Genomic DNA, 17,820 nt, shown 5'->3' with positions numbered 1-17,820 from the left:
CGAGTACAAGCGTAGTTGCGCAGAATCCAGGCGGAGAACAGCCGACTGCGACGCCAGTGGCAACTGAGGCGCCCAAGGGACGACTGACGGTGCTGCAGAATTTTTCAGAAGCTGGTGGTAACGGTTCAGGAAGGGTTGATATGCAAACGACGAAGGTTACGCTCTATTCTTTTTTTCTTACCGCAAAAGAACGGGATATCCTGATCAAGGGCATAACTCTGACCCGTATTGGACTTCCTTCTTTTGATGACACACTCTTCATTGATGCCCGACTTGCCACTTCTACAACTGGCGTGGTACAAGCACTTCCATCACTGAAAGATGGGCAGGCACGCTTCTTTAGCGAAAATGGGCTCTTTGCCATCGCAAAAGATCAAACGGTGGCACTCTACTTTGGAGGATCCATGAATGGCTTTCAATGGAATGAGCAAGTGGTTGCAAATTATGCTCAAAAACCTTTTGGATTTTCTCTTAAAAAAACTTCAGATATTCAAACAAATGTTCCTGTGGAAATTATCAGTGCTTTCCCACTGGATGGACCCCTCTTCAAGCTCTGTTGCTATGAGGGAACTCTCGCACCAAACGCCCCTTGACTAGTGAGGGGTTTTATTTTTTCTTAAGTTTCTTTTCTAGTTCTTTGATTCTATCTTCTAATTTTTTTAGCATTTCAAGGCCATTCGCCTCTTTTATACTCAAAAATGTTAGTACATCTGCTTTGTCACTGCCATCATAATTCTCCAAAGATACACCAATCGTCATACCGGGTTTTGTTGCCTTCATTGCTACTCCCGACTTACTTGATGTTGTCAGATAATCGCCAACCTGAATGGAACCGTTTTCAAGTGATACTTTTACAGGGACCTTGCCCGTCAAAGCAACTGCCGGCCTTCGTTCACTGTCTGATCCTTTCTGCGATGTACCCATCTTAAGCTGCGAACCCTCAAAGAGTATCGCTGGAGCGCCAGAAACTACACCAATCACTGTATTTTGATAGGGTTCCGACGATTTCTTTAGTTTTCGCTCCGTTGAGCCAATAACTAAAATTTCGCCAACTTCAACATTTTCTTCTGTATCAAAAAGTTCAGCAACATCAAACCCGATACGCTCTTTTGCTAAGGCGATTTTAAAAGAATTAGTGTTTTGACCAAGAGAGGATCCGGTTGCATTCCTTACATTTATATCACCTGCTACATCAAGCTCATACTCTGGTGCTGTCCAATTAATTCCAACTTTGCCTATGGGATTGATGGTAATTATTTGTTTGGATAGTCCACTTGCCGGTATGGCTTTTATTCCAAAATAATTATCATGTATATCTTTTATACCTGCTTGTAGCTCCCATGTTACAGCACTTGTTCCAAGCCATGTATTCTTCATCCGAATATTTGCCTTATCTACTCCATTTCCCTCTAAATGAAGTTTTGCCCCGGGACTCGCCGTCCCGATGCCGACATTACCCACACTGTCAATAACCATGCGATCAACCTCGAGTGTCACATCGCTAAAATGCCATTTGTCGTCCCATCCAGCCGCATAGATCCCATAGGTTTTGTTTTTTGTCGTATTATTGAACTGAATTCCCGAACCCCATCCAGGACCGCTAGAAATTAATTTCAATCCAACTGTATTATAATTGGCATCACTAACGCCACCTCGAATTGTCAATTTTGAATCCGGACTCGGCGTCCCTATGCCGACGTTGCCATTAGAATTTATAAGAAATTTTGTATAATCTTCCGAACTAGCAAGTCGCAAAATATTAGGATATACATCCAAAGAAAGTCCTGACTCTGCATAAAAATTATTATCTATAACTCCCTTAATCATTATCGCGTTTATATCATTTCCCGTTAACGTCACCCTGTTAAGGCTAGTGAGTTGGCCCATACCAGCAATGACCGTATCGACTGTTGTCCCACTGGGTGTTTTGACAATTATCCTAGTGCCAGGCGCCAACTGATTCCAATCGCCAGATGAAAAACCATACAAAATAGTGGTTGTTCCTCCTAAAGAAGCTACGTCTGTTAATGTAGCTTTGATCGTTTGATTTGATCCACTGCTTATGGAAAACATAGGCAGCCCCTTCACTGTAAGTGTCGATAAATTCTTATCTGTCCCTATCCCCACCTTGCCGCCGGTGAAAAATATATCATTCCCGCCGGCGACTTTCTTCCATAATCCTCCCATCTCATTCCATGCACTACCATTCCACACCTTATAGGTGTGTTCTAACATATTATAAATGGTGAGTCCTTCGTGGATAGCCCCAAGGCCAGTTGCTTGTTCGTATGTCCTTGGGGGAAGAAAGCCTCTGTCTGAAGCGGACATATCCAAAATAGCTTGTGCGGATGGCGTCAGTGTTCCAATACCGACACTGCCTCCTTGTGGTTGAAAGATGATATTTCCATATGTATTTTTTCCATTCCCTCCCGAGATTACAACGCTCCCTCCCGCTCCGCTCTTTTCCACATCTCCCCAAACAGAAGCACCGTATCCTCCCGTGATTGTAATGCCTCCTCCTTCACCTCCCCCTCCTTTATAGACATTATTCGCAGTGTCCCACTCAGGTGTACTTCCGCTTCCGCCCCGAATATTCACCGGTCCTCCTACTTGCGGTGTTTTTGATCCACTACTCGCGCTCCCTCCGCTGATATCTACCATTGCACCGTTATAGCCTTCTGCGCCTCCTCCTGCATTTCCTGCATTTCCTGCCGACAGCATAATACTTCCTCCTCCTCCTGCACGATTTCCTTCGCCATTCGCACTGCCGCCACCTCCCGCAGATATGCCAATACCTCCACCCCAACTACCATTTCCTGTTTGTTGATAATCAACACCTCCGCCATTACCCGCGCCAATACTCACTCCCCCTCCACCAGTGGCATACTTACTCGTATCAGAACCTGCCTGATTCATGCCAGAACTTGCATTGATATTCAGATATCCGCCACCAATCCTATTTGTATACCTTCTTCCTGAAATTTGGTCATCCCATGTAATCAAGCCGGCTTCTTGTGAAGTAATGCGATTTGTTTCCAGTTCTCCGGCAATACTGAGACTACCGCTTTGAAAGCTATTTTTTGGCTCTTTCCCAATTCCTACATTCCCAGTAGTACCTACAGCTAGATCTTGAATATATTTCCCTTGAGATGTATGACCCAATTCAAATGAATTCTTTTTTGAGATATAGTATTTGCTTCCGTTGGGTATATCAATCATATAACCGATGCCAACCACATCAATATGTTCATTATCTGTCTTTTTCTCAACTATCATTGCATTGCCCCCGCCCATGGAACCCATCGGAGGTGTATATCCACCCGGTCCTGTGCCAGATGAATAAACCCTAATAATATCTCCAATGTCAACCTCAGTGTTAAATGCAGTGCTGTCTCCCTCAATCGTCCCTCGAGGCAGTGACATCCCTGTCCCCCCGGTTGGCTGGATGCTTTTTCTCTTCAACGTTCCTGTTCCTTCTTTTTCTGCACTCTGTACTGAAAGTTTCGCACCGGGATTAAGCGTTCCTACTCCAACCATATCCATTGCATTGGGTTGGAAGATAAGAGGCTTGCCTAAGCCTGCTGTCGTTTGAGCGGCCGTATCGTCTGTCGCAAATACTTTCTCCGCTGCAGGCGGTGCACTGCTCAATGTCTGCCAGAGGTTTTTGAAATAGAGCGAAGTGCATTCCCACATCCCACTGCATTGCGGCGCTTGTCGGACAAGCAGGTTCTGCGCTGATGCAACAGAAAAGAATGAGAACACAATGATCCCGGCAAGAAACACTGCAAATGGCATGAAATTATTTTGAGGTTGAGTGTGTGAAATTTGAACAACTCTTACTTGCGGAGATGCTTTCCGCCTCATGCCAACACTTTTACTTGTTGTGATTTTTTTTCGGGGCATACCGTTTTTTTAGGGACTGACAACTGTGCCTCCCGCCCTTCCTCCTGATGAGCCTGTTGTTGTACTGCCATTAGAGGGTGTCAGTGTTGTCGGCGCGGATGGTGTGGTTGAAGCTGCCGCCGGAGCGGTTTGTGGCGGTGGCACCGGAGCTGTAGATGAAGAAGGCTCAGGTGGTGCGGGGGTATTGAGTGGCGTTGGTCCTGGTGCCGCAGTTGGTTGTACTCCGGCACTCTCTATAAGTTTAACCGGCACAGGGATACTTGTTTCGCCCGCATTATTGATTGCCGCAATCGTATATTGAATATCTCCAATATTTTTTATAGTTCCCGTATGATCTGTGATCGGTGATGTGGTATCTTCAAGTACTTGACCCGACCAACTCGACGATCCAGCCTCTCGTGTTTTGCGGGTGATCTTGTACGATGTTGCATTTGGAGATGAGCTCCATGTAATTGTAACATAGTCGGGCATACCAAATGCGGATTTGGTAGCAATTGCTGAAGCTGCAGTCACCGGATCTGGTTGTTCCAAAAGAGAAGGAGGCGGCGTAGGAATGGTGGTTCCTGGCGTTGAGGGTGTTATAACAAATCGTTGATCTGCAGCAGATATCGGCGCCGCACTTTCTATCGGTAATGCAACTTGCCCTGTTGGCGTTGGCGTTGGCGTTGGTGTTGCTTCAGGTGTTCCTGAGGCAGGAGTGGGAAGGGATGCCACCGTGCCCGAGTTTGTGACAGTGCCCCCTGTGCCCTCCCTTGCTTCTACTCTCGTTCCTGTTCCTCCTCCGCCGCCTGCAGATGGTTGTTGCTCTTGCGCGACGGGAATGATGCCAATTTTGGAGAGGAGATCGGCGACAATCGATGTTGTCGAGAGTATGGTGCCTTTATCAGAGGTATACACAAAGAGCCCGCTTGTTGCAGCTGCATCATGAGTTACGGCAAATTTTGCGCCTTTTGTATCTGTCGTCCCTATGCCAACATTGCCATTTGAATTGATAGTTAGTTTATTGTCTACAACCCATTTTTGAGCACCAGTTGTATTATCCCACCAGAGTGTTTGCCCCTGTGCCGTGCCAGTAAGAATAGGACTATCTGCAGTACAGCTTATTACTGTATTGTTCGCTGTGCACCATTTACTATTTGTTAATGTACCGACTTTAGGATCAGCTTCGCCCGCCCATGCAAAACCCCTTGCTGTTTTTTGCAAGAATTGTCCTGCTGTTCCGCCAGACGGATTTGACGGTGAAAAATAATCCGGTGTCCAACTTTCCCATGTCCAACTTTCCGGTGTGGTTCCATTACTCTTTACACGTAACAAATTGCCTGCCGTTCCACCATTCGTAGCATTAGCCAACGACAATCCCGTACCCCCTCTACTAGCGCCAAGCACGCCGGCCCACCCAAGAGCAAATGTGTGCGCTGCTTTTGTTGTGCCTGCAGCTGCGGCGGATACAATAGATAGTGTGACATTAGTATCATCTGCTTTGGCAAAAAGCTGTTCATTATCAGTAAGTCCATTTAAGATGCCAAGTCCTCCTCGATCGGCCCACTCAAGAGTACTTGTAGCGCCGTTCACTGTTTTTAGTTTTAAAAACTGTCCCGCTGTACCAAGCGCAAGTGGAAGAGTATAAGATACATTACCTATTTGAGTACCGGCAACAAATGATGTGCTAAATGCGTTGTCGCCTGCAGAAATAAACTTCAGGGTGCCGGCTGTATTCGTCGCCGGAGGGGTTGCCTCTTTGTCTTCGCCTAATGTTAGGCCTGTAGCGCCTGCCACGTGTAGCGCGGAAGCGGGCGCCGTCGTCCCAATGCCAACGTTCCCCGCATCATCTATAGTAAGTCGGACTGCGTTATGCGATACGTCTTTGATAAGAAATTTTTTAATGCCCTCACTCGCCACTCCGCCGGTTGAAATCAGATCCCATGTGCTTCCCGCAGTATTACTAAACCAACTATTAGAGTTTTCCGGGTTTTGCTTAAGAACATCTGTTGCATCTAAACGAATGTTTGCTCCCCACGATTGCCCTCCATACACATGGAGTCGGGCAGCGGGGGCGGCAGTTCCAATGCCGATCCGCCCGCTTCCGGAAATGGAAACATCACCGCCGCCATTTCCACTATAATTCCAGCCGAGGCCGCTGAAACTTGCCAGTTTTCTGATGATAAAAAATTGCTCATCTATAGCGCTAGCGCTCGGGAGCGGCTCGGCAAGCCTTATTTTCCATGGGTCGTTGCCGCTTTTTGATGAGCCTTCAGTCACTATACTCCCTTTTGTATTTCCAAGTGATTGAACGTAAATATAATCTCCTACGCTGGGGGTGGCGCCAGTTCCAGGATAATTTTCCAATTCGGCTATAGTTGAATCTTTTGCTACTTTAAGGTTTACATTGCCGCTTGAGACGATTTCTTGGCCCGGATTCACCATAAGCATTGGGTTGTTATCACTACTTGGGCGCGCTCCAATGCCAAGCCTTCCATAAATACTTTGATATCCCGATGATTCAATAAAACTATCAGAATATCCGATTGCCGTGGGGCTTTCGGTTAGTATAATGTCATCAATAAATACATTTCCTGCAGTATGAGAGAATGTAAACTCAAGCTCGATTTCAGGATTTCCATTATTTATTATAATGGTATCTGCGCTTATTTTTCTCCAGCCATGCGTTGCATCGGTTGGCATTTGAATGCGCTTAATCTCTGTACTACAGGGTTGATTGATAGCAGCACAGCTCTTGATAGTCGCTTCCGCAACGCTATTTTTTACAACGCTGTCCGCCTTTACCCAAAAAATTACCGAATAGGGAGTGTTTTGCTTAATGGGAGTTCGGTTGTTTTTAAAACGCCTGCTACTGTCTCTTGGTTTTATATGTAAACTTTTTAATCCGGTATGCCATTCACTTGTTGTAATGGCAAAGTTAGTTTCAGTTCCAAATTCAGCATCCCACTGTTCTTTGCCGCCTTCAAATCCTCCATTGCTGAAAATATTATTAAAATGGTACTGTGATAAATCAGGTATACGGGGAGTATCCGCCCAGGAGAGCGCGCCTTGAGCGCCAATCTTGAGAAATTGCCCGTCTGATCCCACTGAGGTTGGCAGAGTATAAGCTACATCACCAGTCTGAGTGCCGGCAATAAAGGATGTAAAGAAAGTATTATCGCCTGCAGAAATGAACTTCAGAGAGCCGGGGGTGTTTGCCGTAGGGGCTGCCTTATCTTCACCTAATGTTAGGCCGCCGGCGGATCCAACCTTCACGGCACCTGCACTATAGCCGATATCTTGAGTTGCGCCGACTTTTTCCCACAGACTCCCTCCGCCGCCGGTCAATTCCGTACATCCGGGTGTATCTACATTGGTACAGAATTTTGTGGCATGCACTCCGCCATCCTTATCAATAATAACGCGGTCAGAGCCAAACCCCCAGATGCGCAGACTTGCATCGCCCGCATTTCCGTCTGATTTCTTATTCTGAACATATAGCGACCAGTGTTGATTGGATGCGAATGCGCTATCTGCAGCATACTGGAGTTGGAGTTCGGGATTACTGGAAACGTCTGTAATTCTCGTTTGAGTAGTTATACTAGAATTGTATGCATTGCTGATTTCAAATAAATTACTTGGATTTGCTGATCCTACGCCAATCCCAATACTCCCGCCTGTGTTTTTTAGAAAGCTATTCGAGCTCCAACCGCCGCTTACATAACGCAGAGTATTCCCATCAGCACCACCTGGCAACGTTCCTCCTTTTTCGCTTGAATTTTCATCGGGACAAAATTTTGATGCCTTAGATGGTTCAGGTGTATTATTTATTGGCGTTACTGTCGACGCTTGTGGCGCTTCACATTTTGTCTCAGAGCATGTTTGTGTGATTGTTTGACCACCTTTACCACTGCATTCATTGCCAGAATTAGCATAACCGCACGCCCATTTATTTTGCGTACAGCACGCAACAGACCGTTCGCTCACCCAGTCTGATCCACTGCAGGTAACGCCATTTTTTTTCTTCTTTCCCCATTTCTCAACGGCGCCACTCCCAGGCTCCTTATTTGCCGGGCAAGCTACTACAACGCTTTCAGTATCAAGGTAGTCACCCGACTCACAGCTTGCCGTACTACAGCTTGATCCAGTTTCTTCTGCGCTCGACCCTGCCGTAAAACCACTATTGTCTTCCTTGCATGTATAGGGCTTGCATGTGCGCTTGTTTTTTCCGCCGTTTCCTTCGCGCCTACATTCCCATGACGTACATGATTTTACATTTTCACTACAACAGGAAGTTTGCAGTGATGTTGAAGGTAAGTCTATACATGTAGTTCCTGATTTTCGTGAAGCAGAATATGTATAGCTCGGCACAGTAGGAAAGGACACCTCTGTTGTTGAGCCCTGAGAACATGTTCGATTATAATTATTCAGACTGCAGCAAGATTTTTCGCGCGAGCGTTTTGCCGTACTGCTGAATGTTGTGGATCCGGAATTTGTCGGCTTACAGCGCGTACCCGAAGGAACAGTACAATCAACAACGGCCTTCCCTGCCGATTGCTGCGCGTTACTGCATGTTTGCGGCCATGGACAGTTTGTATAAGCATCACTCGGTCCGACCGTATCATTGCACGCATCGCATTCTTCCACGACGTTTGCTGAAGGTCTGCAACTGCCTGCTGTCGAGGTATAGACTTTGGTCTTCTTGCCGTCTGTTGTACACGTATATTGATAATCAAATGTTTGGGTAGATGACGTACAGTCTGTTGGACAGGTGATCCCTGCTGTCCAGCTTCGCGTGGCAGTTGTACACGTTGATGGTGCGTCGCTATCTTTATCACATGTTTTTGTGCCGCCATCGCGAGTGCAACTCGAATATCTGCAGTTGGTTGTATAATCATCGTCACTGCAGCCTGCAAGTGCCCATCTGCATGTATCGCAATCAATACCGGTTGCTCCCGATGGAGCTGCTCCAATACATTGTCCGGGAATTTGTCCATCGGGCTTACACCAACTGCTTCCAGCGTCTGCACAATCAAAATTATCTTGTCCAACTTCAATATCCGAATAACAAGCACTCACTTTTCCATTCACAATATTTGCTGTTTTACTTGCAGATGCATTAAACGAAACTTGAGAGAAATATACTGAAAGTGCAACAAAAACCGCAAGCGCTGCCACGCTTCCAAATGTTAGTTTGTGTACTGTGCGTAGTGCCATAGTTATTATTTGCAGCACGCAAATGCTCGCGTGTTATTACATGCAGAAAGACTACTATACCCTCCCTTAGCATCAAAAATCCAAATAGCTGCCTGTGCTGTCGTGACATTTGTTGTCCATCCTTTGCAATCATTTGATGGTGCGGTTGTATAACCAGATGATCCTTTCGATATCCACGCCGATACTCGGGGTGAATCGGCAAATATGGGTAGGTTTGGTTGGCAGTTGATTGTTCGGAGTATTTCTTCCACGGTGCATACATGGGATCCGTCCTTACATTTTTGATTAGCGCTTTTGTAACCCCCTACTGAGCCATCAAATTTTGCCTCTGCATCCCCACTGCCTCGTGAAATGTCCTTAAACACCGCACCAAAGCATGCCGCACCTTTGGCTGGGTCAATGCTGACAAGATTCGTATTTCCATTTGCGCGAATGATAAGATTGTCATTTGTATTATCCATGCCGATAAACCATTTTTCATTGAGTGTGTCCTCTTCTTGTGCACTTGGTGCCATTGTTAGGCGATCAAACCTTATGCCCGTATAAAGTTTTTCGTCCGCTGTTTTTGATCCGGATGCAATCCTCAAAACAGCTGTGTTGTTTTTGTTCAAATATGCATTCACTGCCAATTCTGCAGCGGTCGGACCTTCATCAATATCATGGACAATTTGCATATCTAAAGGGTAGCCAATGCGCTGTACGCCGGCACCAATCGTTTTTCTCACTTGTCCCAAGCCGAGCCTGCCGCCAATGACCGTATCGTATTTAAAATCTTTCCACTCTGCAAGTGGCCCTCCCTTAAGTGCATCAAGCAAATTACTTGCGCCGCCTCCGCCTACGTCGAGCTGGGGTTGTCCTTCCGGATATGCTGCTGTCGGCGGCGTAAGGCTTGCCGCATTCACAATAGCACCCACAATAAATGCGCCCACTACCACCGAGAGTACTCCCAACGGCAAAGAAGCAGGCATTCCTGCCGCCAACTTCAAAAAATGCTCCACGTTTCGTTTCTGTGGATTCATACCATTAAGTATACCACACTGAAAATTACTATGAAATATGTAAAAGTTCTTTTGCTATGCGCACGGCTTCTTTCCGAAAATATGCCTTGATGGTCTTCCAATCCACCTTAAAAAATACCGTGGGCATGGGGTCTTCTTCTGCATCTTCGAAGTATGTAAGGCTTTTAATAAGATGGGGAATATTATGATCCTGAGGATAGTGATGAAACACGCGCCTCACAACATCTCTGAGCGGTTCGCAATGCAAACAATACCAATACAGGTCAAGGAAGTCTCGCTTCCGTCCTCGCTGACTGATGGCGATAATTTTCATAACGGCGATGTCTTTGGGGGGCAAAATACGTACCGTGCCACAACGAACTACTTCTTTTGAGGGTAAAAAAAACGGATAGGCAATCAAGCTCATTTTTGCTTTTTTCAACCTCCCAAATAATGTTCCGTCCTCTTGATGATCCGTCATCCACTCATTGGTTCTCTCTAACAACAGCTCTGTTTCACGCTGATTAAATGATTTTTTGTGAGTAAAAAAATCCAGGTCTACGGATTGGCGATGGCCCACCTGAAGTGCAAGCGCCGTTCCCCCGGCTAAATACCATGGAAAATCCGTAAAAAAAGGCATGGTCGTACAAAGCCTGAATGCTCCCTGTGTAGCCTTTGGGAGTCGGTCGAGGAAAAGGGTATTGCATTCTATTTTTTTTGAAACACGAGAGACCATAATGATTTTGACTTAGCATGAAGTTGGACGCGCGGCAGAGCAAGAACTCGGCGAATAGCTTGCCGCGGATATTGGCGGGTAAGCCATTGCATTTCATTAAGCATGCCATGGTCCAAAATGCGTTCTATGATATAGCGCGCATGTTTTTTTGCATCAATGGTTTTGGGGTCCACATCCCAAAATAATTCTTGGCGGAATTTGATTTTTTTAGGTAGTGTTCGCTTTTTCATACACACTTAAAACATGATTGGACACGCTCTAATCTACTCTAATTATAGCACTTTTTACGCCTTTTGTCCACTTCTGTCTCACTTTATAATCCCCGCAATGCTTTTGAGTATTACGGAACCGATCACCCATGCAAGTGCGATGGTGACAAGGCCAAGTACTGCGAAAAAAACCGTTTTTGACGCTGCTTTTGCTTTGTCCTGCTCCCCGCCGGCAGTCATAAACTTTATCCCGCCATACACAATTGCCCCAACGGCAAAAATACCCAAGATCCCCAAGAGCCAATTGATTGCATTCGCCCAAAAACGCAACGGGCTATAGTTGAGCGCGCCGGAACCGGCACCCCCAGATGTTACGCCAAGCGCGCCAAAAAAATCCGTAGAAGAAGAAACGCATTTTGGCGGAGTGACGCCCGTATTACAGATAAGTCCGGATGGACACTTGTATCGGATGGGTGTTCCCGGTATAGGGGTGCAATTTTGCCCCCCACCCAAAAATGTATCGCTATAGGCCGCATGCACCGCAAACACCGGGGCGCCAAGAAAAAACAGAATACCGAGTGCTGCTATGCTATTTTTAGTAAAAATAATTCGCATACCGATTTTAGAGTGGCTTGATGACTTGTTCTGCAAGTGTCTTTATGACGATATAGCTGAGCGCCCACACAGCCGTGAGCACCACAAGTCCGATAACCGCATCCACCAGCAATCCCTGTGCTTTCTTTGCCTTGTCTTGCTCGCCTCCGCTTGTTACCCACAAATAACCGCCATACATAATAAGACTCACCGCCAGAATCCCGATAAACCCAAAGACAATGGTCAGCGTATTGCTTATTGTTTGTGCCGGCGAGTATGTTGCAGGGTCCAAAGGCTTGGGAAGTATCTTAAACGATTCATTGGTTTCCGTATCCGGTCCGGTTAAAATATCCTGTGTTGAAAGTGCAAGTGCCAAAGGCGCACTCGCCATACTTACTACTATGCATGCCGCTGCTATAATTTTTTTGAATATGTGCAGCATAGAGCCGCTACTTAACAACCTGTGTTGAAATGGTATAGAGCACCCAATAAGAAATGAAGCTTGCCGCCATCAGCACGAGTACGCCAATAACGGCATCGAGGATGAGTTTTTGCGCTTTTTTCACCTGCTCGGGATTGCCTGCCGCAGTCATCCATTGAAAGCCCCCATACACCATGAGCACCACGAAAATAATACCCAAGAGTCCAAAAAACACCCCAATAATTTGCGCAACAATACTGCCAACAGTCGGCGGAGCAGTTGGAGATGCTGCCGGGTTTCCCATTCCATAGAGCCCTGCGCCGGCAGGATTTAATGATTGGGTCAATGGCGGTTGCGATGCTGCGAATACCTGAAACGATCCCAATACAAGTACGAGTCCAAGCGCACCAATACCAAGCGCCAGCACGCCCCTACCCAATGAGTGTCCGACATCATGCATGAGTTGTTTATTTTGCGTACTCATAAAAAGCTTGTCTAGGTCGCGGCTGCGCGGATAGCATTGATAACAAATGTGGATATGGCATAGGCGGAAACAGTGAGAACAAGCCCGATAATGGAGTGCAGCAGCAACTTCTGCGCTTCTTTCACCTCCCCCGGCTCCCCGTGGGCAAGCATCCACTTGTACCCGGCATATACCACAAGGACCAGAAAGATAACGCCCAACAATCCCATCACCCCTCGGATTAATACGCCAATCTGGTAAGGAAGACCGAGTTGGGGGTTAAGCGGCTTAAATCCTGCTATGCCGCCAATCGTAGTAATATCGCCCAAAATAACATCGCTCGGATTAGCAGCAATTGCGCTTGGCGCGCTTGCCAAAAACAACACGCCGAAAAGCGCAATACTCATCATGTTTTGTACTATAGTTTTTTTCATTTCAGTACTCCTGTTCCCTTGGTTAAGAGCCAGACTACAAACTGGGTTATGCCAAACGAGAAAAGCGTAATGATCAAGCCCAAAATAGAATGAAAGATAAACCCCCGCGCTTTCTTGATCTTGTCCTGCTCGCCTTCCGATGTCAGCCACAGCATGCCACCGTAAAACATTAAGATAAAGAAGATCACGCCAAGAACGCCAAGCGCTCCATTGATAAGGTTTCCTACATAGGGAGAAAGTTTGAGGGCGGTATTATACCCTGCCTCGCCTGCTGTCTGCGTCAAACCGAAATCAGCAGCAAGAGCGGCACCTGGAAATGATGCCGCCGCTCCTGTTATCCCGACGAGCGCCCTATTCAAGAGCGCTCCTGTAACCCTTTGAAATCGTACCATTCCTATTTTGTTACTGTTGCAAGTGTATTTATTATCGCCCAGCCGATTACCCACGCAAGCGCAATAATTGCAAGGCCGATGACAGAGTTTACCAGGCGCTTGCGCGCTTCTTTGACCTTGTCTTCAGATTCAGCGGTCATCCACTGCCAACCGGAGACCAAAATAAGGATGACGGCAATGATTCCCAAGAGTCCCAATACAAAATTAATGCCTCTCGCTGCCAGATCTGAAACATTAACAATAGTAGGGTCAAACGTGGCATAGCTAGCGAAATTTCTCCCAAGAGTATTGGCGTTAGCCATATCTGGCGCCAAGGAACCCGCTGGTGGCGCAGCAAATGCAGATGCCACATTCATTACAAAGAGTGCTGTGCCTGCTGCAATACGCCCACCTACGCGTGTGATGTGTTTATGTATCTGCATATTATGAGGTTGTTATCTTCGCGATTGTATTCACAATGGCAAATGCAATCACCCATGCAAGCGCCACGATGGCAAGGCCAATGACTGAATTCATCAACCGCTTGCGCGCTTCTTTGACCTTGTCTTCAGAATCGGCGGTCATCCACTGCCAACCGGAGACCAAAATAAGGATGACGGCAATAATGCCAAGCAATCCAAGAATAAAGTTGATCACCTGCGCGGCTAAACTCTCAAAACTGTTTACCGTTCCTCCCGGATTTATCTGAGCAGCTCCGAATGTATTTGGATCTGCAAGGTTTTTTGCCACAGCATACACTGGACCCAGCCCGGCCGTCAGCAGCACGGTTCCCAAGACAATACTTACAATCAAGTGCTGCAATGCCTTCATATTATTTTGTCACGCCTGCAAGCGTATTGACGATTGCGAAGGCAACAACCCATGCAAGCGCAATGATTGCAAGCCCAATGATAGAGTTAAACAATCGTTTGCGCGCTTCTTTGACCTTGTCTTCCGAATCGGCAGTCATCCACTGAAAGCCGGAGATGACGATGATAATAACTGCAATAATACCAAGTAGTCCTAGAACAAAATTGATAACCTTGGTCGCCAAATCTTTGATATCGACGATGCCGGAAGTACCCGCGGCATTAATAGCGCCAAACTGAGCCGCATTGGTAATGTCTGCGGGTTGAACTGCTGCAAGTACCGCTGCAGGCACTACTGCCGCCCCAAGAACAACGGCATTCGCCGCAAATGCACTGATAGCTGTTTTGAACTTTTTCATAAAACGTTCTCTTCATTAATAATGATTAAATGTGGATAACTTTGATCCAATGATGATAGTATACCAATTTTAGTAAAAACTGCACAAGTATATTCCTCCTCCCTAGCCGGGAATGATTTCGAAAACACGCTGCAGAATCGCATAGCTTCCAAAAATAACGATCAATCCAACCCCTGCCCACAGCATGGTATCCAAGCCTTTTTTCACCTCACCTGATTCCCCTCGCGCCAGTAGCCACTGAAATCCTCCATAAATAAACACAATAAGAGCAATGGTTCCCGTCAAGCCAAGAACGCCTTTGAGTATCATACCGACAATAACCCTGATATCCTCACCACCGGCTATCGGGTTTGTCAGTGTTGTCTGCGCTGCGGCAAAAACCGACTGAGCAATCGCCCAAGCAGCCAGAGCGGCAAAAACGGCACATTGTTGTACGATAGACTTCATGTGAGTTTAATAACAGGGGTCTGTTGCTTGGGACCATTCTGCGCCAAAAATACTTACAATACTGGTAGGAATAGTCCCCTGGGTAATGATACCCGCAAACGTATTGATAATCAACCAACTGCCCAAAATGATCACAATGCCAATAATTGCGTTTCTGATCGTTGTCACGCCGCCTTTTACTTTTTGCGGATCACCCGATGCCAACAACAGCGTAAACCCTCCGACAATAAACATCACAAGTGCAACAGTGCCGGTCAAACCCCAGAGGAGCTTGATGACATTAAAAATAACAATAATAAATGCATTAACGCCATACTTACCGTCCGCACACACCGGCAACAGCCCGCTATTGCCGATTGCGGGCGCTGCATGCGCTATGTTCGCAGCAAGTAGTATACCACCCGACAATAGTATTCCATAAAATATTTTTTTTCGAATCATATCAATATCCTTCCTGGATTTTTTCACGAGCCTTATCGAGAATAGCCTGAAGTTTGGGGCCTTCAGCAGACCGTCCGCCCCCCTTGGAAGCAAGGCTTGCGGTAATTGCCTCTACAAAGGCTTTTTCCATTTGATCAGGGGCTCTGCCATGGTACCAGTTGCGCGCAAAAAGCACCTGTGATGCAAAGGGGCCAACATCTTCTTTTTTCAGCTGGCTTTCGATAAGTTCTCGTAGCGCCGTGGGCCGCCCCGTTTGCTCAAGGTACGGTACCACGTTTTTTGCGGCAGTTGCAAACTGGATAAAATCCCATGCGTAGTCTGGATGCGCTGTTTTTTTGGACACTGCTTCCACCCAATAATTTGCTGCTGTCACTTTGTACGATTCACTGAACTGCGGCATGGGCGTAACGCCGAACCTCACATCAGGAGCGCGTTCGTGGAGCATCTGGGCATGGTACGAATAGCCGAAGAAAAATGCGGTCCGTTTTTGTGCGAAAGCTTCAAAGCTGTCGGGCATGTCTTCGCTCCAGGTATAGGCAGGGCGGATGGGAGACGCAAAGTCGGTATAGAGAAACATGGAGTCTACTGCTGGCATGCTTTCCGGATCTTTAATCTGCGGCACTGCCGTGAAGTCTACCCTTCCTCCTGTTACCATGCGTGTGCCGCGCTGCATCATGATAGTTGCCAAAATATCCGGCGAGCGTTGGATATTTGCTCCGGCGCCGAATGCTGCAGCGGACTGCTTGAGTTCGCCGGTATTTTCATCAACAACGGTCATCTTCTGTACGTCATCCACAAATTCCTGCCACGTATGAGGCGGATCGGCAATGCCGGCGTTGTTGAGGAGGTCTTTATTGTAGTAGAGCGCGAGTGTATCGATTGCCAGCGGCAGAGCCATGATCTGCTCATTACCGTCGGCATCATGGCGAATAACATCATCATTGGCTGTATCAACAAACTGCCTCCGCATGTCCGCACCCGTCAACCCCTTTGTCACCATAATCTGGGGAACTTTTTTCTTCTGCAGCAGTCCTTCTTCAACAAGCGTGGCCGTTGTCATTTGCGGCAGCAGGGGCAGCAGCTTGGTGAAGTGGTGATCGATATCATTATTGGGAATGGAAAAGATATCCGGTCCGCGATCCTCTGCGAATGCTTCGAGAAGTGCGCGTTCATATTCTTCATAGCGGAAGCGCTTATACTCTATTGATACATTCGGATGGAGCTGGCTATATGCCGTGATTATCGGCGCAAGCCTGTCTTGTTCATCAAAAACCCGCCAGTATTGAAGCACAACCGGCTGAGATGCTTGTTGTAAAGCCTTGCCGCCTCCGGTTGGACCCGTACACTGGGCGCCGATAAGTGAAAAACTCAACACAAGTACAACCCCGGCCATGCCTCGCTTCAGAAATGTATAGTTCGGTGTTTTCATAGAGTACGTATTAAGCAATAAATCCCAAAAGTGCGCCAACAATACCACACAATGAGATAAACGGCAGAGCAGGCAGTGGTGCACGGGAGCTTGTTAGCCAAATGTGGTTGAGTAGCACGCCAAAGCACATACCAACAATGGCTGTCCAACCGGCAATCGGGCGCTCTGCATAGGCGCTTGCTGTCAAAAACATAGGGAGCACAATATCTCCCCCGCCAAGAATAAGAAACCCCGATCCCGGCTGTACCGCCATGAGCCCCGCTCTGAATTGACGGATATGCTCCGGAATAATAAGTGCGAACGTACAATTCCGTTTAATAAGTTCATGCGCCATCACAATCATGTGCTTGGTAATAAAGACTGCGATGATATCGTAGAGGGATAAAATAACCAAAAGGACAATGGCAAACGACCAATGGAATTGCAAACCAAAAATTGCGCCAATGCCGGCACCCGCAAAAAGCACGATGAGGTCATGGATCCATACCACAGGCAGCAAAAAGAGCCCGAGAATAAACACAATCGCAACGATTGCAGAAAGTGATGTCGGAAAGACAAGTTCAAACAGTTTCAGTAGGCCGGCAAAAACAACTGCGACAAAGAGCAATCGATACAGCAAGTTGCCACGATACACATGAAAGAGAATGAGAAAAAAAAGCGTGACGGCAAAAAAGAATACCAGAAAATACATCACTGACATGCCATCGAACAGCGGCGTAACGGCAAATGTGCGGATAGACGAAAGCTGCTCGGCGACAAAGAGCGCCAAGCCCTGCGCTACAGCGAACAGCGCAACGGTATACAAAAAAAGTTGAAATTTAAAAAGTCGTCGCATGGGGTTAGCGAAATGCGCGCTGAATGGTTTGGAAAAGCAGTGCAAGCGCACCTAGTGTTAGCGCAGCGACTACAATACCGGCTCCAATCATCACGCGCACTTTATGTTTCATACA

General features: G+C 46.9%; 18 protein-coding genes. 1 reads left to right on the top strand and 17 read right to left on the bottom strand.

Translation table 11 applies throughout. From position 1 onward, the window contains the following. A partial coding sequence (locus tag AAB400_04390; protein MEK7649119.1) for a hypothetical protein occupies positions 1 to 593 on the top strand: 593 nt, incomplete at its 5' end. Positions 594 to 606: 13 nt separating this feature from the next. On the opposite strand, the gene AAB400_04385 is transcribed toward AAB400_04390, so the two are convergent. The 17 genes from AAB400_04385 to AAB400_04305 form a co-directional block, all read right to left on the bottom strand. Then, positions 607 to 3,903: a hypothetical protein gene (locus AAB400_04385; GenBank protein ID MEK7649118.1), complete on the bottom strand. Its 3,297-nt coding sequence runs from the start codon at positions 3,901 to 3,903 to the stop codon at positions 607 to 609. Between the two features lie 9 nt (positions 3,904 to 3,912). Continuing rightward, a complete protein-coding gene (locus AAB400_04380) occupies positions 3,913 to 9,099 on the bottom strand; it encodes a carbohydrate binding domain-containing protein (GenBank protein MEK7649117.1) in 5,187 nt (1,728 codons plus the stop codon). Positions 9,100 to 9,104: 5 nt separating this feature from the next. Next, positions 9,105 to 10,118 carry a hypothetical protein gene (locus tag AAB400_04375; protein MEK7649116.1) on the bottom strand — a complete coding sequence of 338 codons (1,014 nt, stop codon included), beginning with the start codon at positions 10,116 to 10,118 and terminating at the stop codon, positions 9,105 to 9,107. A 28-nt stretch (positions 10,119 to 10,146) separates the two neighbouring features. Continuing rightward, positions 10,147 to 10,833: a nucleotidyl transferase AbiEii/AbiGii toxin family protein gene (locus AAB400_04370; GenBank protein ID MEK7649115.1), complete on the bottom strand. Its 687-nt coding sequence runs from the start codon at positions 10,831 to 10,833 to the stop codon at positions 10,147 to 10,149. Then, the gene (locus tag AAB400_04365) at positions 10,806 to 11,063 is read right to left on the bottom strand and encodes a hypothetical protein (GenBank protein MEK7649114.1); all 258 of its coding nucleotides are present in this window, start codon (positions 11,061 to 11,063) and stop codon (positions 10,806 to 10,808) included. The genes AAB400_04370 and AAB400_04365 overlap by 28 nt, the downstream gene beginning before the upstream one ends. Before the next feature lie 78 nt (positions 11,064 to 11,141). After that, positions 11,142 to 11,657 carry a pilin gene (locus AAB400_04360; GenBank protein ID MEK7649113.1) on the bottom strand — a complete coding sequence of 172 codons (516 nt, stop codon included), beginning with the start codon at positions 11,655 to 11,657 and terminating at the stop codon, positions 11,142 to 11,144. A 7-nt stretch (positions 11,658 to 11,664) separates the two neighbouring features. After that, entirely contained in the window at positions 11,665 to 12,078 is a 414-nt protein-coding gene (locus tag AAB400_04355) for a hypothetical protein (protein ID MEK7649112.1), read from the bottom strand. Positions 12,079 to 12,085: 7 nt separating this feature from the next. Beyond that, positions 12,086 to 12,541, bottom strand: a complete 456-nt coding sequence (locus tag AAB400_04350; protein MEK7649111.1) for a pilin — start codon at positions 12,539 to 12,541, stop codon at positions 12,086 to 12,088. 11 nt (positions 12,542 to 12,552) lie between these two features. Then, positions 12,553 to 12,954, bottom strand: coding sequence for a hypothetical protein (locus tag AAB400_04345; protein ID MEK7649110.1), 402 nt, complete (start codon positions 12,952 to 12,954; stop codon positions 12,553 to 12,555). Further along, the gene (locus AAB400_04340; GenBank protein ID MEK7649109.1) at positions 12,951 to 13,346 is read right to left on the bottom strand and encodes a hypothetical protein; all 396 of its coding nucleotides are present in this window, start codon (positions 13,344 to 13,346) and stop codon (positions 12,951 to 12,953) included. Before AAB400_04340 ends, AAB400_04345 begins: the two co-directional genes overlap by 4 nt. Before the next feature lie 2 nt (positions 13,347 to 13,348). Then, on the bottom strand, positions 13,349 to 13,768 hold the full coding sequence (locus AAB400_04335) for a pilin (protein MEK7649108.1): 420 nt from the start codon (positions 13,766 to 13,768) through the stop codon (positions 13,349 to 13,351). A 1-nt stretch (position 13,769) separates the two neighbouring features. Further along, entirely contained in the window at positions 13,770 to 14,156 is a 387-nt protein-coding gene (locus AAB400_04330) for a pilin (GenBank protein MEK7649107.1), read from the bottom strand. Between the two features lies 1 nt (position 14,157). Then, positions 14,158 to 14,553 (bottom strand): hypothetical protein, encoded by a 396-nt coding sequence (locus AAB400_04325; GenBank protein MEK7649106.1) that lies wholly within the window; start codon positions 14,551 to 14,553, stop codon positions 14,158 to 14,160. A gap of 102 nt (positions 14,554 to 14,655) precedes the next feature. Further along, positions 14,656 to 15,000: a hypothetical protein gene (locus AAB400_04320; GenBank protein MEK7649105.1), complete on the bottom strand. Its 345-nt coding sequence runs from the start codon at positions 14,998 to 15,000 to the stop codon at positions 14,656 to 14,658. A 6-nt stretch (positions 15,001 to 15,006) separates the two neighbouring features. Further along, complete coding sequence (locus AAB400_04315; protein MEK7649104.1) at positions 15,007 to 15,441, bottom strand: hypothetical protein; 435 nt, start codon at positions 15,439 to 15,441, stop codon at positions 15,007 to 15,009. Between the two features lies 1 nt (position 15,442). Then, positions 15,443 to 16,870: an extracellular solute-binding protein gene (locus AAB400_04310; GenBank protein MEK7649103.1), complete on the bottom strand. Its 1,428-nt coding sequence runs from the start codon at positions 16,868 to 16,870 to the stop codon at positions 15,443 to 15,445. A 10-nt stretch (positions 16,871 to 16,880) separates the two neighbouring features. Beyond that, positions 16,881 to 17,705 carry a presenilin family intramembrane aspartyl protease gene (locus AAB400_04305; protein ID MEK7649102.1) on the bottom strand — a complete coding sequence of 275 codons (825 nt, stop codon included), beginning with the start codon at positions 17,703 to 17,705 and terminating at the stop codon, positions 16,881 to 16,883. Positions 17,706 to 17,820 lie beyond the last annotated feature (115 nt).

The sequence above is a fragment of the Patescibacteria group bacterium genome, assembly GCA_038065255.1.
Lineage (GTDB): Bacteria > Patescibacteriota > Patescibacteriia > JACQRZ01 > JACQRZ01 > JBBTRI01.
This window is presented reverse-complemented; position numbering and strand designations above follow the sequence as displayed.